Genomic DNA, 20,106 nt, shown 5'->3' with positions numbered 1-20,106 from the left:
CTGCCGGGTCAGCGGCCCTGCAGGGAGCGGACGTTGTCGCCGAACGTCCAGCCCTTCGACCCGTCCCAGTTCACCGACCAGGTCATCAGGCCCTTCAGGCGGCCCTGGTAGGTGTTCCACGCCTGGGCCACCAGCGCCGGGCTCATGTAGCCGCCGCCGGCGCCGACCTGCGCGGGCAGCCCGGGGACCTGCCGGTCCAGCGGTACGCGGACGGTGGTGCCCTGGATGACCAGGCCGGCGTCGAGGCAGTTGGTCTGCGCGACGAAACCGGCGACGGTGCCGGCCGGGTACGAGTCACCGGCGCAGCCGTACATCGAGCCGTTGTAGTACTGCATGTTCAGCCACCAGAGCCGCCCGTTGTCGGCGTACTTCTTGATGATCGGCAGGTACGCGCCCCAGATCGAGCCGTAGGTGACGCTGCCGCCGGTGACGTACGCGGTCTCCGGCGCCATGGTGAGCCCGAAGCCGGCCGGCATCTGGGCCAGCACCCCGTCGATGATGCGGATCAGGTTGGCCTGGGAGGGGGAGAGCTGGTTGATGTTCCCGCTGCCGGTCAGGCCGGTCTCGATGTCGATGTCGATGCCGTCGAAGTTGTGCCGCTTGAGGATCGGCACGACGGTGGCGACGAACCGGTCGGCGACCGCGCTGGAGCTGAGGTCGATGCCGGCGGTGGCGCCGCCGATGGACAGCAGTACTGTGAGTCCGGCGGCCTTGGCCTGGCACACCTGCGCCGGGGTGGGCACCTTGACGCCGGCGTCCATGCCGTCCTCCCAGAGCACCGTGCCGTCGGCGCGGATGACCGGGAACGCGGCGGTGACCACGTTGTAGCCGTGTCCGGTGATCCGCGAGTCGGTGATCGGGATCCAGCCGAGCCCGGGGTGCACGCCGTTGGCGGCGCCGTCCCAGTTCTCCCAGTAGCCCTGGAGCACCTTGCCGGCCGGCCGGGACCGCAGCGCGCAGGTGTCCCCGCCCGGCGTGGTCGGGCTGGACGACGCGGTCGGCGTGGGGGAGGGCGTCCGGGTGGGGGAGACGGTCGGGGACGGCGTCGGCGAGGGCGAGGGCGGCCGGGTGGTGGGGCTCGGCGACGGCGTGCCGCCGGTGCAGGCGCCGAGGTCGGTCCAGAGCGCCGGTACGGCGGCCGGGTTCCAGCCCGCGCCGGCCGGCGGGGTGTGTGTGACGAGCGCCTGGTAGAGCCGGCCGGCGTAGGTGGCGCGGCTGCCGGCGGTCCAGGTGACGCCCTCGGCCCAGGCCGGCGCGTCACAGGCGACGAGCGCGCCGACGGCGCCGGTCGTGGTGGCGGCGGTGGCGGGCAGGGCGGCGGCGGTGGCGGCGGTGGCGGCGAGCAGTGCGACACCACCGAGCAGTGCGGTCATCCCACGTCCGAGTCGCATGACATACCTCCTCATCGATGCGCCGGAGGTTATCAGTTAACTTTGTTAAATGTAAATGCGCAGTACGCTGTCACCGCTTGGTTCACGGCGTGAACGCAGACGAACGCAGGTCGCCGTCGGCGGCCGGGAAGGGACGGCGGCGACGTGGACGCCAGACGCACCACGGTGCGCGACATGCGCCGGGCCAACCGGTCGGTCCTGCTGACCCGGATCTGGCTGGACGGCCCGCTCAGCCGCCACGAGCTGGGCCAGTCCACAGCGCTCAGCCTGGCCAGCGTCAGCAACCTGGTCGGCGAGATGATCGCCGAGGGCCTGGTCGAGGAGGCCGGCTCGGTCGAGTCCGACGGCGGCCGTCCCCGCGTGCTGCTGCGCGTCGCCCCCGGCTACGGCTACCTGGTCGGCGCCGACGTCGGTGAGACGCGCGTCCAGGTGGAGTTGTTCGACCTGAGCATGACCGCGCTGGCCAAGGCGGAGTACCCGATCGCCGCGGCCGGTCCCGACCCCGAGCGGGTGGCCGCTCACCTGCGGCACGGCCTCGCCGCCGTCACCGAGCAGGCGGGCGTCGACCCGGCTGCGGTGCTCGGCTTCGGCGTCGCCGTGGCCGGCACCGTCGAGCGCGCCGCCGACGCCGTGGTGCACGCCCAGACGCTCGGCTGGGACGGCGTCCCGCTCGGCGCGATGCTGCGCGCCGGCACCGGCGTACCGGTGCACGTGGACAACGGCGCGAAGACGCTCGGCCAGGCCGAGATGTGGTTCGGCGCCGGCCGGGGCGTCCGGCACGCGGTGGTCGCCCTGGTCGGCTCCGGCGTCGGCGCGAGCGTGGTCGCCGACGGCGTCGGCTACCGCGGCGCGCACAGCAGCGCCGGGGAGTGGGGCCACACCACCATCGTGTACGGGGGCCGCCGCTGCCGCTGCGGCAACCTCGGCTGCCTGGAGGCGTACGTCGGCGCGGAGGCGGTGCTGGACCGGTTCCGCCAGGCCAACCGGGGCCGCCCGGCACCGGGCGCGGACGAGGAGACCGCCTTCGGCGAGCTGCTGCGCTCCACCAGCGGCGCCGCCGCGAAGGTGATCGACGAGACGGTCGGCTACCTGGGCGCCGGGGTGGCCAACCTGGTGAACCTGTTCAACCCGGAGCGGGTGGTGCTCGGCGGCTGGGCCGGGCTGGCCCTGGGCGAGCGGCACCTGCCCGCGATCCGCGAGGCCACCGCGCGGCACGCGCTGCGCCAGCCGTACGCGCAGACCTCGATCGAGCTGTGCCGGCTCGGCCCGGACGCGGTCGCGATGGGCGCGGCCACCCTGCCGATGACCCGGCTGCTGCGCGACGGCGGCGTGCCCCGCGACCCGGCCACCCGTCCGTCACCGGCGTGGCGGCCGGGCCGCCGTCACTGACCGGCCCGGCCCCCACGCCGCGCGGCGTCAGCGCTGGCCGCGTACCCGCCGCACGGTGTCCCGGTACCACAGCGCGCTGCGCTTGGGGACGCGGCGCTGCGTGTCGTAGTCGACCCGGACGATGCCGAACCGCTTGTCGTAGCCGTACGCCCACTCGAAGTTGTCCAGCAGCGACCAGGCGAAGTAGCCGCGCACGTCGGCCCCGGCCTGCCGGGCCCGGGCCACCGCCCGCAGGTGCTCGGTGAGGTAGCCGACCCGGTCGTCGTCGTTCACGAACCCGTCGGCGTCCGGCTTGTCGTCGAACGCGGCGCCGTTCTCGGTGATCACCATGGGCGTGCCCGGGTAGTCGCGGTGCAGCCGCACCAGCAGCTCGGTGAAGGACTCCGGCACGATCTCCCAGTCCATCGCGGTACGTGGCAGGTCGCGGCGCACCACCCGGCGTACCGGCTTGCCGTCGTCGTCGCGGTCTCGGCCCTGCTCGTCCACGCCGGAGTGCAGCTGCCCGAAGTAGAAGTTCACGCCCAGCACGTCGATCGGGGTGGCGATGACGTCCAGGTCGCCGTCCCGCACCGGGATCTGCACGCCCTCGGCGGCCAGGTCCGCGATCACGTCCTGTGGGTACTCCCCGCGCAGCACAGGGTCGAGGTAGAGCCGGTTGCCCAGCCCGTCGGCGGCCCGCGCCGCGTCCCGGTCGGCCGTGCTGTCGGTGGCCGGGTCGGCGGTGGACAGGTTCAGCGTGAGGCCCAGCTCGATCGGCGCCGTGGCCGCCTCGCGCAGCCGCCGCGTGGCCAGCCCGTGCCCGAGCAGCAGGTGGTGGGCCGCGGCGATGCCGTCGCCGAGGTTCCGCCGGCCCGGGGCGTGGTCGCCGTAGGCGTACCCGAGCATCGCCGAGCACCACGGCTCGTTGAGCGTGGTCCAGGTGCGGACCCGGTCGCCGAGCGCGGCGAAGACCAGCTCGGCGTAGTCGGCGAACCGGTACGCGGTGTCCCGGTTCGGCCAGCCGCCCGCGTCCTCCAGCTCCTGCGGCAGGTCCCAGTGGTACAGCGTCACCCACGGCTCGACGTCGCGGCCGAGCAGCTCGTCCACCAGCCGGTCGTAGAAGGCCAGCCCGGCCACGTTCGCCGGGCCGCGCCCGCCCGGCTGCACCCGCGGCCAGGCCACCGAGAACCGGTACGTGTCCAGCCCCAGGTCCGCGATCAGCGCCACGTCCTGCGGCATCCGGTGGTAGTGGTCGCACGCCACGTCGCCGTGGTCGCCGTTGGCGACCGCCCCGGGCACCCGGCAGAACGTGTCCCAGATGGACGGCGTGCGGCCGTCGGAGGCCACCGCGCCCTCGATCTGGTACGACGACGTCGCCACCCCCCACCGGAAGGTCGGCGGCAGCGTGTCGATCGGGTCCGGACCGGCGACTGACGACGGGCGGGTGAGGTCGGTGTCCATGCTTCTCCTCGCGGTTGGCGGGTGGTGGTGTCGGGCGGGTCAGCGGGACAGGGGCGCGACGGCCGGGTGCAGATGGCACGCGACGGCCCGCGCCGGGTCGTCGACGTACGGCGCGCCGAGCACCGGCACCTGCTCGTCGCACCCGTCGAACGCCTTCGGGCAGCGGGGATGGAACGCGCACCCGGACGGCATGGCGCGCAGGTCCGGCGGGGAGCCGGGGATGCCGGTCAGCTCGCGGCGCGGCCCGTGCAGCGCCGGGAACGAGTGCAGCAACCCCTCGGTGTACGGGTGCAGCGGCTCCCGGTACAGCCGGGCGGCGGGCGCCTCCTCGACGATCCGGCCGCCGTACATGATCGCGATGCGGTCGGAGAACTCGACCAGCAGCGACAGGTCGTGGGTGATGAACAGCACCGCGAAGCCGAGACGTTCGCGCAGCTCGGCGAGCTGACCGAGGATCTGCCGCTGCATCACCACGTCCAGCGCGGTGGTCGGCTCGTCCATGATGACCAGCTGCGGCTCCAGCGCCAGCGCCATCGCGATCATGACGCGCTGCCGCATGCCGCCGGAGAGCTGGTGCGGGTAGCTGTCCAGCCGGTCGGCGGAGATGCCGACCAGGCGCAGCAGGTCCTTCGCCCGGGCCAGCCGGCTCGCCGCCGTGCTCTTCGGCTCGTGCGCCCGGATCACGTCGAGCAGCTGGGTGGAGACCTTGTGCACCGGGTTGAGCGAGTTCATCGCGCCCTGGAACACGATCGACGTCTCCGCCCACCGGAACTCGCGCAGCTTCGCCGGGCTGAGCGTGAGCACGTCGACAGGCGGGCCGTCGGCCGGGTGGTAGATCACCTGGCCGCCGCTGACCACGCCGGGCGGGGGAAGCAGCCGGGTCAGCCCGTACGCGAGCGTGGACTTGCCGCTGCCGCTCTCCCCGGCGAGGCCGAGCACCTCGCCGCGGTGCAACGTCAGGTCGACGTCGCGGACCGCGCGCACGGCGTCCGCGCCGACGCCGTAGTCGACGCACAGCCCGCGGATCTCCAGCACCTGGTCGCTCATGAGGTCGCGTCCTCTCGGGTGGGGTCCGCCGGCCGCTGCATCGGGACCGGTGCCGGGTTCGACGCGAGCACCGGGGTGAACCCGACGCGCATCGCGACGGTGCGCCCGTCGGCGGTGCGGATCCGGGTCCGGCCGCCGGTGCGCAGCCGGGGGCTGACGAACTCGTCGATGCCGAAGTTGATCAGCGCGAGCGCGGTGCCGAGCAGCGCGATGGCCAGCCCGGCCGGCACGAACCACCACCAGGCGCCCTGCGCGAGGGCCTGCTGTCCCTGCGCCCAGAACAGGATCGTGCCCCAGTTCCACGACGAGACCGACGAGACGCCGATGAACGCCAGGGTGATCTCCGACATGACCGCGAAGATGACGGTGCCGACGAAGCCGGAGGCGATGATCGCGGTCAGGTTGGGCAGGATCTCGAAACCGATGATCCGCCAGGTCCGCTCGCCGGTGGCCCGGGCGGCCTCGACGTAGTCGCGGCGGCGTAACGACAGCGTCTGGGCGCGCAGCACCCGCGCGCCCCAGGCCCACGACGTGAGGCCGATGATGAGCGCCACGAGCGTGTCGCTGGCCTGGTCGACGAGGGACGTGACGATGATGATCAGCGGCAGCGCCGGGATCACCAGGAACACGTTCGACACCGCCGACAGGCCCTCGTCGGCAGCGCCACCCAGGTAGCCGGCGGTCACGCCGATCAGGATGGACAGGATCGTGGCGAGCACGCCGGCGGTCAGGCCCACCACCATCACGCTGCGTGCGCCGACCAGGATCTGGCTGAGGATGTCCTGCCCGAGGTGGGTGGTGCCGAACCAGTGCCGGGCCGAGGGCGCCTGGAGCACGTCGGCGCTGCGCGCGTCCGGGTCGTACGGCGCGATCCACGGTCCGATCACCGCCAGGAGCACGTACACCCCGAGGACGGCCAGGCCGGTCGCGGCCTTGCCGTTGGCGACGAAGCGGAACCGGCGGCGGCGGGCCCGGGCCGATGGCTGCGCCATCGCCCCCTGGCCGGGGATGACCTGCTCGATGCTGGACGGGGAGAGTGTCATCGTTCAGCTCTTTCGGGTCCGCGGGTCGAGGAGCAGGTACGCCACGTCGGCGAGCAGGTTCGCCACCAGTACCGAGATCGTGATGATCAGGAAGATGCCCTGCATCAGCGGGTAGTCCTTCGAGCCGACGGCCTGGAAGAGCTGGAACCCCAGACCCGGGTACGAGAAGACGATCTCCACGAGGAGCGTGCCGCCGACGATGAAGCCGAGCGACAGCGCGAACCCGGAGACGTTCGGCAGCAGCGCGTTGCGCGCGGCGTAGCTGAGCGCCACCCGGCGCTCGGAGAGCCCCTTGGCGTGCGCCACGGTGATGTAGTCCTCGCTGGCGACCGTGACCATCATGTTGCGCATGCTGAGGATCCAGCCGCTCATCGACGACACCAGGATGGTGGCGGCGGGCAGGATGCTGTGCTGGATGGCGCTGGGCACGAAGTACGCGTCGAACGCCGGCACCAGCCCCGGCTCGTAGCCGCCGGAGGACGGGAAGAAGCTGCCCGGCCCGGCGAACAGCGCGATCGCGACCAGGCCCAGCCAGAAGTACGGGATCGAGGAGAGGAACGTGGTGGCCGGCAGCAGCCCGTCGATCCAGGAGCCGCGCCGCCAGCCCGCGCCGACACCGAGCGCGGTGCCGAGCAGGAAGCTCACGATGGTGGTGACGCCGACCAGGCCGACCGTCCACGGCAGGCTGTTCCCGATCACCTCCGACACCGGGGCCGGGAAGAACGTGAACGACATCCCCAGGTCGCCGCGCAGCAGCTGCCCCCAGTAGGCGACGTACTGCTCCCACAGCGAGCGGTCGGAGTCCAGCCCGAACAGCACCCGCAGCGACGCGATCGCGTCGGCGCTGATCCGGCCCTGGTTGCGGGAGATCAGTGACTGCACCGGGTCGCCCGGCACCATCCGAGGGATGAAGAAGTTCAGCGTGATCGCCGCCCAGGCGGTGAACAGGTAGAAGGCCACCCGTTGCAGCAGGAACCTCATCGGGCCGCCTCCGTCCCGGCCTTTGCCGCGTTCTCCGGCTTCTCCGTCCTCTCCGCCTTCTCCGCCGCGATGGTCTCGGCGTCGAACAGCCAGCACGCGGCCCAGTGGCCGGGCGCGTCGTCGACCGGGATGGCCGGCGGCAGGTCGGTGGCGCAGCGCGGCATCGCCGCCGGGCAGCGCGGGTGGAACCGGCAGCCGGTGGGCGGGCGGATCAGGCTCGGCGGCTCGCCGTGGCCCCGCTCACCGGCCGCCGCGCCGTCGCCGCCCGCGCCGGTGATCCGCTCCGGGTCCGGCGCCGATTCGATCAGCAACCGGGTGTACGGATGCGCCGGCCGCTGGGTGACGGTCTCGCTGTCGCCGCCCTCGACCATCCGCCCGGCGTACATGACGATCGTCTCGTCGGCGAAGTAGCGGGCCGAGGCGATGTCGTGGGTGATGTAGAGGATCGCCAGGTCGAGCCGGTCCTTGAGGTCCTGGAGCAGGTTGAGCACGCCCAGGCGGATCGAGACGTCGAGCATCGACACCGGCTCGTCGGCGAGCAGCACCTCCGGGTCGGCGCCGAGCGCCCGCGCGATCGCGACGCGCTGGCGCTGCCCGCCGGACAGCTCGTGCGGGAACGCGTCGAGGTAGCGCTCCGGCGGGGTCAGGCTGACCCGGGTCAGCAGGTCGGCGAGTGCCTTCTCCAGGCCGTCCGGGCCGGTCCCGGCGTTGCCGTGGATGCGCAGCGACCGGGTCAGGTGGTAGCGGACCGTGTGCACCGGGTTCAGCGAGGCGAACGGGTCCTGCAGGATCAACTGCACCCGGCGCACGTACGCCCGGAACCGCCGCCCGCCGCGTACCCGGATCGAGCGGCCGTGCAGCCGGATGTCGCCGCCGGTGCGCGGGTAGAGCTGGGCCAGCAGCCGGGCGACCGTGGACTTGCCGGAGCCGGACTCGCCGACCAGCGCGGTCACCCGGCCACGGCGCAACTCGATCGATACGTCGTCGACGGCGTGCACCACCGCCGGGGTCCGGGAGAGAAGGTCACGCAGCCGCCGGCGGACGGGGAAGTGCTTGGTCAGGCCGACGGCCTCCAGCACCACCTCGTCGGCCGGCGCTGGTGCGCTCTCGGTCAACGTCATGCCGAATTCCTGTCTGGGGTTGCCGGTAGCGAGGGGCGGGCGCCGCCGGCCCGGCCGGGCGATCGTGGCCGGGCCGGCGGCGCCGGGTCAGCCGTTGGCCGGCTTGAGGTGCAGCACCACGTCCACCGCGTTGGGCTGGGTGGGCTGGAGTGCGCCGTACGGGTTCGAGTCGTCCGGCCAGCCGACCCAGTTCTTCGTGCTGTACGCGCCGCCGATGTTGTCCGCGCCGACCGGGATCATCGGCATCTGCTCGACGAAGATCTTCTGCAGCGTGGCCAGCGCGGTCGCGCGGGTGGCGTCGTCGGTGGCGTTGGCGTACGACACCAGCGCGTCGGTGGCCTCCTTGCTGTCGAACCGGCCGAAGTTGCCCGCCGGGGAGGCGGTGCCGATCGGCTTGAGCACGCGGCCGTCCATGATGGTCCGGTAGATGTCGTACGGCGTGGCGCCGCTCTCGGTCCACCGGAACGTGGCCTCGAAGTTGCCCTGCTCGACGTTGCGGAACCAGGCGTCCTGGTTGGCCTTGTCGACGGTCGCCGCGATGCCGATCTTCGCCAGGTTGCCCTTCACGATCTCCAGGCTGGTCTGGTAGTCCGACCAGCCGGCCGGGTCGGTCAGCCGGATCGTGACCGCCTTCCCGCTCTTGTCCTTCAGCGTGTTGCCGTCCAGCTTGTAGCCGGCGCCGGTGAGCAGCGCCTTGGCGCCCTCGACGTCGACCTTGTGCTCCTGGCCCTTGTACTCGGGCGCGATGAACGAGTCACCGGCCGGGCTCGGCAGGCCGGTCACGCTCTTGACCTCGGGGTGGAAGTAGCCGGCCTCGGCGGTGGTGAAGATGTCCGCCCGGTCGATCACCATGTTCATGGCCTTGCGCAGCGTCGGGTCGTCGAACGGCTTCTTCGTGGTGTTCAGGTAGAGACCGTGGATGCCGAGCACCGGGGGCGCCCACATCTTGTGGTTCTTCTGGTCCTTGGCCACGAACACGGTCTGGTAGTTCGGGATGAAGACGAAGCTCCACTCCGACTCGCCGTTCGCGAGCGCGGTGGTCTGCGCGCTGTTGTCGGTGTAGGAGGTGTACCGCAGCTCCTTCACCTTCGGCAGGTCCTGCCAGTAGCCGTTGTCGCGTACCGCCAGCGTCATGCTCGCCGGGGTGAACGACTTGAGCGTGTACGGGCCGCTGCCGACCGGCTGCTTCACCGGGTCGGTGGCCGGGTCGGCGATCTTCTCCCACAGGTGCTTGGGCACGATCGGCACCCGCCACAGCACCTTCTGCTGGTTGACGAACTGCGCGCTGGCCATCGAGATGGTGACCTCGTTGCCGCTGGCGACGGCGTCGGTGTACGGCACACCCTGGTCGTTGATGGCCGGGAACTTCTTCACCAGGTTGTAGGTGAACGCCACGTCCTCGGCGGTGACCTTCTGCCCGTCCGACCAGGTGGCGTTCTCGCGGATGGTCACCTTGACCGACTTGTAGTCCGACGACCACTCGGCCTTGGTGGCCAGCCACGGCTTGAACGGCTCGGCCGGCTTGACCGGGTTCCACATCATCAGCGGCTCGTAGATCTGCCACCGGTAGCCCAGCGAGGCGGCGGCCGAGGTGGTGAGGAACGGGTTGTTGTTCTCGGCCTGCGGGCCGTTGGGCATGCCGACGCTCAGCACCGTCGCGGCCTGGCCGCTCTTCTTGTTCGCGTTCGGGCTGTCGCCGCACGCGGCGGCGGTGGTGACCATCGCGCCGGCCAGCGCGAGGGCGAGGAGTTGCCGTCTTCTCATGGAGGTCTCCCTCGGTGGTCCCGCAATCCTCGGGCGGGATGTGGTGGATGGAGGGTGTGCGGTGGTGCCACCGGCGGGCGGGCCCGCCGGCATGGTCGCCGGGTACGGCGGGGTGGGTCAGGTGACGCGGGCGCCCGTCGGCTCCCGCGCGCCTGTCGGGTCCTGTTCGGTCGGGTCGCTCGTGTGCTCGCCCGCGCCCGTCGAGTCGCGGGCGGTGAAGCCGGTGGGGATGACGGTCGGGGTGTCCGGCAGCGGGGTGCCGGCGAGGTGGGCGATGAGCAGCCGGGCGGCGGCCGTACCCATCTCCCGCAGGGGCTGGCGCACGGAGCTCAGCGGCGGGTGGGTGTGCCCGGCCAGCGGCAGGTCGTCGAAGCCGACGACCGCGACGTCCTGCGGGACGCGCCGCCCGGCGTCGCGCAGCGCCTGCAACGCGCCGGCTGCCGACAGGTCGTTGTGGGCGAAGACGGCGTCGAAGGGTACGCCGTCGGCGAGCAGCCGCCGCACCGCCGCGCGCCCGCACTCGAAGGTGAAGTCGCCCTCCACCACCCGGTCCGGCTCGATTTCCAGGCCGGATTCGGCGTACGCGCCGGCGAACCCGGCGAGCCGTTCCCGGGTGCAGCCGAAGCGGCGCAGGCCGGTGACGACGAGCGGTCGCCGCCGGCCGAGCGCCAGCAGGTGCGTCGCGGCGGCCCGCGCCCCGGCCTCGTTCGTGGTGCGCACCGACGGGAAACCGGGCTGGTGGCCGCGGTCGTCGATGAGGATGACCGGCAGGCCGCGCCGGTGCAGCTCGGTGATGTAGTCCAGCGTCCCCTCTGGTTCGACCACGAGCAGGCCGTCGAAGGACTTGGCCGAGACCTGGGAGGAGAAGCGGCGCATCGACTCGTCGCCGTGGGTGCAGGTGAACAGCAGCATGCCGTAGCCGGCGGCCTCGACCACGTCGGCCGCGCCCTGGAGCACCTCGCCCATCCAGGGCCAGGTCAGCGCCGGGACCAGCATCCCGACCACCCGGGTACGCCCTCGGGCCAGTCCGACCGCGCGGGCGCTCGGCACGTACCCGAGGTCGCTGATCACCGCGCGGACCCGGTCGGCGGTGCGGAGGTGCACCTCGCCCTTGCCGTTCAGCACGCGCGACACCGTCGTCTTGCTCACCCCGGCGCGGGCGGCGACGTCGGCGATTGTGATCGGCACGTGGCGCTCCCGGGTCGAAGGGATGAGCGGAATGTTTCGGAACCGGTTGCGGAAGCGGTTCCGTGGCAGTCAACCCAAGTGGCGCCGGTCACGTCAATCACAGATGGGTAACGATGTATAGCTAAGTTCGAGTCGTGAAAAAAGTGCCCGGGCTGCGCCTGCGCCGATCACCGCGATGAGCAGGGTCGATGCTTTCCGGCCCGGCCGTCGTAAGTCCGAAATGGAGGTTCAGGGGCGGGCGTACACGTCGCCGGAGTTGGCCTCGTCCGGCACCGTCCCCAGGTACGCGGCCACCTCGGCGGCCGGACGCCAGCCCGGCAGCGCGAACGTCGTCTCGTCACCGATCGCCACCGTGAAGCGGGTGAAGCCGAGCGCGGTGAGCCGGTCCAGGCAGCGCGCCGCCGCCACCCGGGCGATGGTGGTGAACTCGAAGGACAACGCCGGGACCGGCCGGCTCAGCCCGGCGAGCACGGCGTCCTCGAAGCCCTCCACGTCGATCTTCACGAACGCCGGCACGCCGTACGCGGCCATCAGCGCGTCGAGTGTGGTGCCGGGCACCTCGATCCGGGCGTCCCACGTCTGACCCTCCCAGCCGGGTGCGCCGTCGGCGGCGCGGACGAACCCGGGGGAGGCGGTGGAGACCGTCGGGTTGGCCGTGTTCACGTGCAGCCGCACCGGCCCGGCGGTACGCCCGCAGGCCGCCTCGACCACAGTCACCGCGTCGTCGCCCGCGTACATCTCGCGCAGCGCCCGGGCGCACAACGGCTGCGGCTCGACGGCCACCACTGTCGCGCCGAGACGGCGGAAGCTGCCCAGCCGGTCGCCCACGTGCGCGCCGACGTCGAAGACCAGGTCACCGGCGCGGACCAGCGGGGCGTAGAACCGGTCGAGCGCGGCGTCGCGCGTCGGGTCGCCGTGGTAGAAGTCCAGCGACCGGCGCAGGCCGGACATCGCCGGGTCTGCCTTCAGCGTCTCGATCACCCCGTCCCGCACCCTCTCGACGCTAGCCAGCGGCGCTTGCCCGCGAGCCGCATTCGCATCCTTCCGGCGGCCAGCGTCCGCCATCACCCCATCCTCCTAGGATGCTGTAGAGGTGGTGAGGTCGGTCGCTCACCGCGAACGGGGAGCTGGCCGCTGCGGGGAGATGTTGGTCTCGCGGCGGCCGCGCCGCTGACGTTCGCCCGTTCCGGGGCGTCCTTGGGTGCGAACGTCAACTCGCCGCGTAACCGTCGCGGAGTGGAACGCCATGGGTGTCAAACAGGGCCGGAGACACCCATGGCGTTCCAGTGGCGGGTGGACCCCGCGTGGCGAGGAGGGGTTACGGGTTCTCGACGACCTCCTGGCCGAGCGGCCACAGCGCCGCCGGGACCAGCTTGAAGTTGGCCACCCCGAACGGGATGCCGATGATCGTCACGCAGAGCGCAACGCCGGCGAGGATGTGCGACAGGGCGAGCCACCAGCCGGCCAGCACGACCCAGAGCACGTTGGCCAGGCCGGAGGGAAGACCGGCGCCCGGCTTGCGCACGATGGTGCGGCCGAACGGCCACAGCGAGTAAGAGGCGAGCCGCAGCGAGGCGACGCCGAAGGGGATGGTGACGACCAGGACGAAGCAGATGAGGGCGGCAACGCCGTAGCCGAGGGCCAGGACGAAGCCGCCACCGAAGACGAGCCACAGCAGGTTCAGCAGAAAGCGGATCACCACTCCATGGTCGCTCGCGTCCGCAAGCGCTCGTCGCGGGCATACCGGCGCGAGCGCCGGGTAGAGGAGGGCGTGATCGAGCCCGAGCCGTCGTGCCTGTGACCCCTGTCGCTCCGGCGGCGCGCCGGGAGTTCCGGGAGGCGTACGAGCGGCTGCGCCGGTACTTCATCGTGGCGCTGCTGCACCGCGACTTCCTGGCCGGCCGCGCGCCGGACATCGCCCGGGTCCGGGCGCGGGAGGCCGCCGAGCAGGCCGGCCGGGCCCGGGCGGCGGGCCTCGGCTTCTCCGGGACGATCGTGGCGTCACAGTTGCTGATCGTGGTGGGGGAGTTGTTGCAGGCGTCCGGGATGACGAAGGTCGAGGCGGACCGGATGTCAGGCGTGTGCGAGCATCGACCGGACTCCGCCCTGGCCCAAACGACCGTTAAGCTTCGGTTGTGGGAACCGACGATCTGTACCCGGCCGGGCGACTCGCCGAGGCCCAGCGCGCCACCGCCGCGGCGGGCCTGGACGCGCTGCTGCTCACCCCGGGTTCGGACCTGCGCTACCTGACCGGCTACGACGCCCGCGAGGGGGAGCGGCTGACCTGCCTGGTGCTGCCCGCCGACGGCGAGCCGACGCTGATCGTGCCGGTGCTGGAGCGGCCCGACGCCGAGGCCGCGCCGGGCGCCGGGTACCGGATCGTCGACCACGCCGACGGCGCCGACCCGTGGCCGCTGGTGCGCGCGGCGCTGCCCGGCCCGGTCCGCGCGGTGGGGCTGGCCGACCGGATGTGGGCACAGCAGGTCCTCGCGCTGCGCGACGTGCTGCCCGGCGCGGCCCAGCGGCTCGCCTCCGACGTGCTGCGCGAGATGCGGATCCGCAAGTCGCCGGCCGAGGTGGCGGCGCTGGCCGAGGCGGGTGCCGCGATCGACGCCGTGCACCTGCGAATGGGCGAGTGGCTGCGTCCCGGCCGCACCGAGCGGGAGGTCGCCGCCGACCTCGCCGCCGCGATCCGGGCCGCCGGCCACGCCACCGTCGACTTCGTCATCGTGGCCGCCGGCCCGAACGGCGCGAGCCCGCACCACGGCGTCTCGGACCGCCCGATCGGCGTGGGCGAGCCGGTGGTGGTCGACATCGGCGGCACCATGCCGTCGGGCTACCGCTCCGACTGCACCCGCACGTACGTGGCCGGTGGCCCGGCCCCGGCCGAGTTCACCGACTACTACGCGGTGCTGTGGGAGGCGCAGCGCGCCGCAGTGGCCGCCGTCGCGCCGGGCGTGACCGCCGAGGCCCTCGACGCGGTCGCCCGCGACGTCATCACCGCCGCCGGTTTCGGCGACGCCTTCCTGCACCGCACCGGTCACGGCATCGGCCTCGACGGCCACGAGGAGCCGTACGTGGTGACCGGCAACCCCCGGCCCCTCGAGGCCGGCATGGCTTTCTCGGTCGAACCCGGGATCTACCTCGCCGGGCGGCACGGCGCCCGGATCGAGGACATCGTCGTCTGCACGACGGACGGCGGGCAACGGCTCAACACCACCCCCACGGAGCTCATCGCGCTATGAACGTCGACCGGATCCTGCCCACCGACGAGGCCCGCGACCTGCTGGACCTCGCCACCGAACTCGCCGACCGGGAGCTGGCCCCGGCCGCCGCCGGTTTCGAGGCCCGCGCCGAGTTCCCCCGGGAGGTCCTGCGCACGCTGGGCCGGTCCGGCCTGCTCGGCCTGCCGTACGCCGAGGAGCACGGCGGCGCCGCCCAGCCGTACGAGGTGTACCTGCAGGTGCTGGAGATTCTCGCCAGCCGGTGGCTCGCCGTGGCCGAGGCGGTCAGCGTGCACACGCTGTCCTGCTATCCGGTGGCCCAGTTCGGCACCGACGAGCAGCGCAAACTGCTGCCGGACATGATCGGCGGGGAGTTGCTCGGGGCGTACTGTCTCTCCGAGCCGCAGGGTGGTTCGGACGCGGCGTCCCTGACCACGCGCGCGGTGCGCGACGGCGACGCGTACGTCGTGACCGGGACCAAGGCGTGGATCACGCACGCCCAGGTCGCCGACTTCTACAACATCTTCTGCCGCACCGGCGGTCCCGGCCCGAAGGGCATCTCCTGCCTGCTGGCCGACCGGGCCACGCCGGGCATCCACCCGCAGGCCGCCGAGCGCACCATGGGCCTGCACTCCTCGCCGATCGCGCAGATCGCGTTCGACGACGCCCGGGTGCCGGCGGAACGGCTGATCGGCGGCGAGGGCGCGGGCTTCACCATCGCCATGTCGGCGCTGGACTCCGGCCGTCTGGGCATCGCCGCGTGCGCTGTGGGCCTGGCCCAGGGCGCGCTGGACTACGCGGTCGGCTACGCCCGGGAGCGCCGCCAGTTCGGCCGCGCGATCATCGACTTCCAGGGGCTCGGGTTCAACCTGGCCGACGCCGCCACCCAGATCTCCGCCGCGCGGGCGCTCACGCTCGCCGCCGCGCGGCTGCGTGACGCCGGACGCCCGTACTCGATCGAGGCGGCGAAGGCGAAGCTGTTCGCCACCGACGTGGCGATGCGGGTGACCACCGACGCGGTGCAGGTGCTCGGCGGCGCCGGCTACGTCGCCGACCATCCGGTGGAGCGGTACATGCGCGAGGCGAAGGTGCTGCAGATCGTGGAGGGCACCAACCAGATCCAGCGGCTGGTCATCTCGCGCGCGCTGGCCAAGGGCTAGCCTGTCGCGGTGACCTTCCCCCGGATCACCGCCGACCCCGACGTCATGGGGGGTGCGCCCTGCGTACGGCAGTCGCGCATCCCCGTGGCGACCCTGCTGGCCATGATGGCCGAGGGCATGTCCGTCACCGACATCCTCACCGACCTGCCATTCCTGGACGAGGAGGACATGGCGGAGGTGCTGAACTACGCCGCGGACGCGGTGCGCGACCGGACGGCGCGCTGAGCGTCACCCCGGCGGGCCGGGTGCGGCGTGGGAGCGCTTTTCCGGCTAGGGTGCACCGCGTGGAGGAGATCGACCGTGCCATCGTCGCCGCGCTGACCGGGGACGGTCGGCTGTCGTACACGGACCTGGCCGAGCGGGTGGGCCTGTCGGTGTCGGCCGTGCACCAGCGGGTCCGCCGGCTGGAGCAGCGCGGGGTGATCAAGGGGTACGCCGCGCGGGTGTCGTTCGAGGCGCTGGACCTGCCGCTGACCGCGTTCGTGGCGATCCGGCCGTTCGACCCGTCGCAGCCGGACGACGCGCCGGAGCGGCTGGCGCACCTGCCCGAGATCGACTCGTGCTACTCGGTGGCGGGGGAGGACTTCTACCTCCTGCTGGTGCGGGTGGCCGGTCCGGCCGATCTGGAGCGCGTGCTGCAGGAGATCCGCACCTCCGCGAACGTCACGACGCGCACCACTGTGGTGCTGTCGACGCCGTACGAGAACCGGCCGCCGAAGATCAATGGCGAGCTGACCGGTCGGGGGCGTCCCCGCCCGTCGGCGGAGCCGGCAGGTTCCACCGCCTGATCACCCGCCGGCCGTGCTCGTGACCGAGCACGCTGAGCGTGGCGGTGTCCAGGCGCAGCAGCCCGCCGGCCGAGGGCGGCAGCCCGATCCAGCGCGCCCCGAGCACCCGCAGGCTGTGCCCGTGCCCGACCAGCGCGACGTCGCCCTGCTCCAGCAGCGGCGCGACCCGGTCCAGCACGCGGTCCAGGCGGGCGCCCACCTGCTCCGGTGACTCGCCGCCGGCGCCGCCGTCGGTCCAGATCGACCAGCCGGGCCGCTCGGCCTGGATGTCCGCGCTGGTGCGTCCCTCGTACTCGCCGTAGTCCCACTCGGCCAGGTCCGGCTCGATCGCGTCCACGGTGAGCCCGGCCAGGGAGGCGGTGCTGGTGGCGCGCTGCCGGGGGCTGGACAGCACCCGGGCGAAGCGCCGGCCGGCGAGCAGGGGAGCCAGCGCCCTCGCCTGCCGCTCGCCGTCGGGGGTCAGCTCCAGGTCGGTGTACGAGGTGTGCCGGTGGGCGGCGCTCCAGGTGGTCTCGCCGTGCCGGATCAGCAGGATCTCGTTCACCGGCCCAGTCAACCACGGTGAAGCCGCGTCGGCCCGGGCACCGAGTCTTCAACCTATTATCCTAGGACGCCTTACGCGATGTGCGCCGGTCAACAGCGTTTGACCCGACAGTCACCGGGGACGCGACAAGGGCAAGGCGTAGCCGGACGAGGGAGGGCGACATGAGCTTCACCGACAAGGCGAAGAACAAGGCCCAGGAGATGAGCGGCATGGCCAAGGAGCGGATCGGCGACGTGACCGACAACGAGCGGTTGCGGGCCGAGGGCGCCTCCGAGCAGAGCACGGCGCGCGCCCGGCAGGCCGGGGAGCACGCCAAGCAGGCGGGCCGCGACGTCAAGGACGCCTTCAACAAGTGAGTACGCGAACGGCGGGCCACCTCATCAGAGGTGGCCCGCCGTTCGGCTGTGCGGGATCAGTCGTCGCGGTGCGCGAGCCACCAGGCCTGGCCGGCCTCGGGCAGCGTGTCGATCGGGTCGTAGTAGGCGTAGCGCTTGTTCAGCGCCTCCAGGTCGGCCGACTCGATCGAGGTGCGGTAGTTCTTGGTCCAGTAGGAGATGCCGCGCTCACGGTCGTAGTCGGTGAGCATGTGCACCCAGCGCTTGCCGACGAACGGGACGTCGCAGACGATCCGCGGGGTGGCGTAGCCGGGCAGGTAGCCCATGATGTCGTGCTGCAGCTGCTGGGCGTGCCAGACCGGGACCCGCCAGTGCTCGGCGTTGGGGATCATGTCGCACATGTAGAAGTAGTACGGCAGGATGCCCGCCTCGCCCTGCAGCGCGAAGCACAGGTCGAGCAGGTCGGCGCTGGTGGCGTTGACGCCGCGCATGAGCACGCCCTGGTTGCGCACGTCGCGTACGCCGACGTCGAGCGCGGTCTGGGCGGCCTTGGCGACCAGCGGGGTCAGCGACTGGGCGTGGTTGACGTGGGTGTGGATGGCCAGGTTCACGCCGCGGCGGGCGGCGGTGCGGGCGACCCGTTCCAGGCCCTCGACGACGTCGGGCTGGAGCCAGTGCTGGGGCAGGCCCATGAGCGCCTTGGTGGCGAGCCGGATGTCGCGGATCGTCTCGATCTCCAGCAGGCGCATCAGGTACGACTCGAGGTTGCGCCACGGCACGTTGGCGACGTCACCGCCGGAGACGACCACGTCGCGTACGCCGGGGTGGGCCTTGAGGTAGGTGATGTGGGCGTCGTAGCGGTCGACGGGCTTGAGGGTGAGCTTGAGTTTGTCGACGGCGGGGGTGGAGTTGCCGACCAGGTCCATGCGGGTGCAGTGCCCGCAGTACTGCGGGCAGGTGGAGAGCAGCTCGGCGAGGACCTTGGTGGGGTAGCGGTGGGTGAGGCCCTCGGCGACCCACATGTCGTGTTCGTGGAGGCTGTCGCGGCTGGCGTACGGGTGGGAGGGCCAGTCGGTGCGGCGGTCGGAGGCGACCGGGATCATGTAGCGGCGGATCGGGTCGGCGAGCAGCGCCTCGGTGCTCATCGGCTGATGCGGCACCATGGTGTTGACCATCTGCGGCGGCACCAGCATGGACATGGTGGCCAGCGCCTTCTGGTCGGCCTCCAGGTCGGCGTAGAAGGTCTCGTCGACGGTGTCGCCGAGGACCGCGCGCAGTTGCTTGATGTTCTTGACGCAGTTGACCCGCTGCCACTGGGCGCTCTCCCACTGGTCGCGGGTGACGTGGCGCCAGCCGGGGAAGCGGGTCCAGTCGGGTTCGACGAGGGGCGCGCGGCGGTATTCGTAGGGCTGTCCGGCGGCCGGGACGGCGGCCGGGGCGGGGCGGGGCGTCGGGATGGTCTCCACCGGTTGGGTCTGGGTCACGGCCCCTCCTCGTCAGCATGCGGGTTGATCAACGGATGCGTAGGCTACTGGAAAATCTGCGGTGAAGAAATTAGTCTGCCGTAAGTTTTCCCGCGACGCGACCCCTGGCCGGGGGTTCGGGCGGCTGGACATAGGGGGTCGGCGTGACGTCACCGGTGGGCCTGCACCGAGTCGTGGAGCCGGCGGGGGTGCTCCCGCAGGCGGCCTGGCGGCTGGACCCGGACCCGCGGATCGCGGCGAACGAGGTGCGGATCCGGGTCGAGCGGCTGAACCTGGACGCGGCGAGCTTCCGGCAGCTGGCGGAGAAGCACGGCGGCGACGGGGACAAGGTCCGCGCCGAGGTGCTGGAGATCGTGTCGACCCGGGGGAAGATGCAGAACCCGGTGACCGGTTCCGGCGGCATGCTGATCGGCACGGTGGAGGAGGCGGGGCGCCGCTCGCCACTGGGGCTGCGAGCGGGCGACCGGGTAGCGACGCTCGTGTCGCTGTCGCTGACGCCCCTGACGATCACCGACGGGCTGGCCCGCTGGGACGGGCGCAGCGAGCAGGTGCCGTGCGACGGGCACGCGATCCTGTTCGCCCGGTCGATCGCGGCGGTGCTGCCGGCGGACCTGCACCCCGAGTTGTCCCTCGCCGTGCTGGACGTGTGCGGGGCGCCGGCGTTGACGGCGCGGGTGGTGGCCGAGCAGGTGGCGCGGCGCTCGCGGGACGGTGATCCGCGTCCGGTGTCGGTGGCGGTGATCGGTGGGGCCGGCAAGAGCGGGTCGTTGTCGCTCGCGGCGGCGCGGCGGGCAGGCGCCGCCCGTACCGTCGGGGTGGTTCCGGTGGCCGCGGAGCGGGACGCGCTGGCGGCGGCCGGGCTGGCCGACGTGGTGGCGCTCGCGGACGCGCGGGATCCGGTGGGGCTGTCGACGGCGGTGACGACGGCGCTGGGTGTGCCGGCGGACGTGACTGTGGTGTGCGTGGACGTGCCGGGGTGTGAGCACGGCGCGGTGCTGGCCACGGCGGACGGCGGTACGGTGATCTTCTTCTCGATGGCGACGAGCTTCGCGGCAGCGGCGCTGGGCGCGGAGGGCCTGGCGGCGGACGTGACGATGCTGGTGGGCAACGGGTACGTGCCGGGGCACGCGGCGCTGGCGCTGGACCTGTTGCGGACCGAGCCGGGGGTGCGTGGTCTGTTCGAGGCCCGTCTGGCGGCAGACTGAGA

20 protein-coding genes are annotated in these 20,106 nt (G+C 72.4%); 8 read left to right on the top strand and 12 right to left on the bottom strand.

All coding sequences use genetic code 11. The features are described from left to right. Nucleotides 1-8 precede the first annotated feature (8 nt). Complete coding sequence (locus tag AMK25_RS18175) at nt 9-1,391, bottom strand: glycosyl hydrolase family 18 protein (protein WP_073829550.1); 1,383 nt, start codon at nt 1,389-1,391, stop codon at nt 9-11. A 144-nt stretch (nt 1,392-1,535) separates the two neighbouring features. Here AMK25_RS18175 and AMK25_RS18170 point away from each other — a divergent pair, with 144 nt between their 5' ends. Next, a complete protein-coding gene (locus AMK25_RS18170; RefSeq protein WP_073829549.1) occupies nt 1,536-2,780 on the top strand; it encodes an ROK family transcriptional regulator in 1,245 nt (414 codons plus the stop codon). Nucleotides 2,781-2,807: 27 nt separating this feature from the next. Here the strand turns inward: AMK25_RS18170 and AMK25_RS18165 are convergent, their stop codons facing one another. The 9 genes from AMK25_RS18165 to AMK25_RS18125 all read right to left on the bottom strand — a co-directional run bounded on the left by AMK25_RS18165 (nt 2,808) and on the right by AMK25_RS18125 (nt 13,063). Next, nucleotides 2,808-4,220 (bottom strand): GH1 family beta-glucosidase, encoded by a 1,413-nt coding sequence (locus AMK25_RS18165; protein ID WP_073829548.1) that lies wholly within the window; start codon nt 4,218-4,220, stop codon nt 2,808-2,810. A gap of 39 nt (nt 4,221-4,259) precedes the next feature. Beyond that, nucleotides 4,260-5,267 (bottom strand): ABC transporter ATP-binding protein, encoded by a 1,008-nt coding sequence (locus AMK25_RS18160; protein ID WP_073829547.1) that lies wholly within the window; start codon nt 5,265-5,267, stop codon nt 4,260-4,262. Further along, nucleotides 5,264-6,310 carry an ABC transporter permease gene (locus AMK25_RS18155; protein WP_073829546.1) on the bottom strand — a complete coding sequence of 349 codons (1,047 nt, stop codon included), beginning with the start codon at nt 6,308-6,310 and terminating at the stop codon, nt 5,264-5,266. The genes AMK25_RS18160 and AMK25_RS18155 overlap by 4 nt, the downstream gene beginning before the upstream one ends. A gap of 3 nt (nt 6,311-6,313) precedes the next feature. Beyond that, on the bottom strand, nt 6,314-7,291 hold the full coding sequence (locus tag AMK25_RS18150; protein WP_073829545.1) for an ABC transporter permease: 978 nt from the start codon (nt 7,289-7,291) through the stop codon (nt 6,314-6,316). Continuing rightward, entirely contained in the window at nt 7,288-8,412 is a 1,125-nt protein-coding gene (locus tag AMK25_RS18145) for an ABC transporter ATP-binding protein (protein WP_073829544.1), read from the bottom strand. Before AMK25_RS18145 ends, AMK25_RS18150 begins: the two co-directional genes overlap by 4 nt. A gap of 87 nt (nt 8,413-8,499) precedes the next feature. Further along, complete coding sequence (locus AMK25_RS18140) at nt 8,500-10,176, bottom strand: ABC transporter substrate-binding protein (RefSeq protein WP_073829543.1); 1,677 nt, start codon at nt 10,174-10,176, stop codon at nt 8,500-8,502. 117 nt (nt 10,177-10,293) lie between these two features. Beyond that, nucleotides 10,294-11,364, bottom strand: a complete 1,071-nt coding sequence (locus tag AMK25_RS18135) for a LacI family DNA-binding transcriptional regulator (RefSeq protein ID WP_073829542.1) — start codon at nt 11,362-11,364, stop codon at nt 10,294-10,296. Nucleotides 11,365-11,592: 228 nt separating this feature from the next. Then, complete coding sequence (locus AMK25_RS18130) at nt 11,593-12,315, bottom strand: FkbM family methyltransferase (protein ID WP_073829996.1); 723 nt, start codon at nt 12,313-12,315, stop codon at nt 11,593-11,595. 367 nt (nt 12,316-12,682) lie between these two features. Then, nucleotides 12,683-13,063, bottom strand: coding sequence for a YccF domain-containing protein (locus AMK25_RS18125; protein ID WP_073829995.1), 381 nt, complete (start codon nt 13,061-13,063; stop codon nt 12,683-12,685). Between the two features lie 92 nt (nt 13,064-13,155). Here AMK25_RS18125 and AMK25_RS32745 point away from each other — a divergent pair, with 92 nt between their 5' ends. From AMK25_RS32745 to AMK25_RS18100, 5 genes are read left to right on the top strand one after another with little or no spacing between them, the layout of a single operon-like run. Continuing rightward, nucleotides 13,156-13,614 carry a hypothetical protein gene (locus tag AMK25_RS32745; RefSeq protein WP_241826402.1) on the top strand — a complete coding sequence of 153 codons (459 nt, stop codon included), beginning with the start codon at nt 13,156-13,158 and terminating at the stop codon, nt 13,612-13,614. Next, complete coding sequence (locus tag AMK25_RS18115; RefSeq protein WP_073829541.1) at nt 13,500-14,609, top strand: M24 family metallopeptidase; 1,110 nt, start codon at nt 13,500-13,502, stop codon at nt 14,607-14,609. Before AMK25_RS32745 ends, AMK25_RS18115 begins: the two co-directional genes overlap by 115 nt. Then, nucleotides 14,606-15,748, top strand: a complete 1,143-nt coding sequence (locus AMK25_RS18110; RefSeq protein WP_073829540.1) for an acyl-CoA dehydrogenase family protein — start codon at nt 14,606-14,608, stop codon at nt 15,746-15,748. Before AMK25_RS18115 ends, AMK25_RS18110 begins: the two co-directional genes overlap by 4 nt. Nucleotides 15,749-15,757: 9 nt before the next feature. Continuing rightward, nucleotides 15,758-15,973, top strand: coding sequence for a DUF433 domain-containing protein (locus tag AMK25_RS18105; protein WP_030502405.1), 216 nt, complete (start codon nt 15,758-15,760; stop codon nt 15,971-15,973). Nucleotides 15,974-16,032: 59 nt separating this feature from the next. After that, on the top strand, nt 16,033-16,536 hold the full coding sequence (locus tag AMK25_RS18100; RefSeq protein ID WP_030502406.1) for an Lrp/AsnC family transcriptional regulator: 504 nt from the start codon (nt 16,033-16,035) through the stop codon (nt 16,534-16,536). Here AMK25_RS18100 and AMK25_RS18095 read toward each other — a convergent pair. Then, nucleotides 16,469-17,080 (bottom strand): histidine phosphatase family protein, encoded by a 612-nt coding sequence (locus AMK25_RS18095; protein WP_073829539.1) that lies wholly within the window; start codon nt 17,078-17,080, stop codon nt 16,469-16,471. The two genes, AMK25_RS18100 and AMK25_RS18095, sit on opposite strands and share 68 nt — an antisense overlap. A 161-nt stretch (nt 17,081-17,241) precedes the next feature. Here AMK25_RS18095 and AMK25_RS18090 point away from each other — a divergent pair, with 161 nt between their 5' ends. Further along, nucleotides 17,242-17,436: a CsbD family protein gene (locus AMK25_RS18090; protein ID WP_073829538.1), complete on the top strand. Its 195-nt coding sequence runs from the start codon at nt 17,242-17,244 to the stop codon at nt 17,434-17,436. A gap of 56 nt (nt 17,437-17,492) precedes the next feature. Here the strand turns inward: AMK25_RS18090 and AMK25_RS18085 are convergent, their stop codons facing one another. Then, nucleotides 17,493-18,899: a KamA family radical SAM protein gene (locus AMK25_RS18085; protein ID WP_073829537.1), complete on the bottom strand. Its 1,407-nt coding sequence runs from the start codon at nt 18,897-18,899 to the stop codon at nt 17,493-17,495. A 143-nt stretch (nt 18,900-19,042) separates the two neighbouring features. On the opposite strand from AMK25_RS18085, the gene AMK25_RS18080 reads away from it, so the two are divergent. After that, nucleotides 19,043-20,104, top strand: coding sequence for a zinc-binding alcohol dehydrogenase (locus AMK25_RS18080; protein WP_073829536.1), 1,062 nt, complete (start codon nt 19,043-19,045; stop codon nt 20,102-20,104). The last annotated feature ends 2 nt before the right edge of the window (nt 20,105-20,106 follow it).

Origin of the sequence: Micromonospora sp. TSRI0369, from assembly GCF_001905625.1 — a bacterium.
Taxonomy (GTDB): Bacteria; Actinomycetota; Actinomycetes; order Mycobacteriales; family Micromonosporaceae; genus Micromonospora; species Micromonospora echinospora_A.
Note: the sequence above shows the minus strand (reverse complement) of the source record. Positions and strands in the feature narration are given on the sequence as shown.

Coding starts and splice junctions, on each gene's coding strand:
- AMK25_RS18160 (WP_073829547.1), bottom strand. CDS start 5,267: ATGAGCGACCAGGTGCTGGAGATCCGCGGGCTGTGCGTCGACTACGGC.
- AMK25_RS18155 (WP_073829546.1), bottom strand. CDS start 6,310: ATGACACTCTCCCCGTCCAGCATCGAGCAGGTCATCCCCGGCCAGGGG.
- AMK25_RS18175 (WP_073829550.1), bottom strand. CDS start 1,391: ATGCGACTCGGACGTGGGATGACCGCACTGCTCGGTGGTGTCGCACTG.
- AMK25_RS18130 (WP_073829996.1), bottom strand. CDS start 12,315: ATGTCCGGCCTGCGCCGGTCGCTGGACTTCTACCACGGCGACCCGACG.
- AMK25_RS18090 (WP_073829538.1), top strand. CDS start 17,242: ATGAGCTTCACCGACAAGGCGAAGAACAAGGCCCAGGAGATGAGCGGC.
- AMK25_RS18110 (WP_073829540.1), top strand. CDS start 14,606: ATGAACGTCGACCGGATCCTGCCCACCGACGAGGCCCGCGACCTGCTG.
- AMK25_RS18140 (WP_073829543.1), bottom strand. CDS start 10,176: ATGAGAAGACGGCAACTCCTCGCCCTCGCGCTGGCCGGCGCGATGGTC.
- AMK25_RS18165 (WP_073829548.1), bottom strand. CDS start 4,220: ATGGACACCGACCTCACCCGCCCGTCGTCAGTCGCCGGTCCGGACCCG.
- AMK25_RS18150 (WP_073829545.1), bottom strand. CDS start 7,291: ATGAGGTTCCTGCTGCAACGGGTGGCCTTCTACCTGTTCACCGCCTGG.
- AMK25_RS18145 (WP_073829544.1), bottom strand. CDS start 8,412: ATGACGTTGACCGAGAGCGCACCAGCGCCGGCCGACGAGGTGGTGCTG.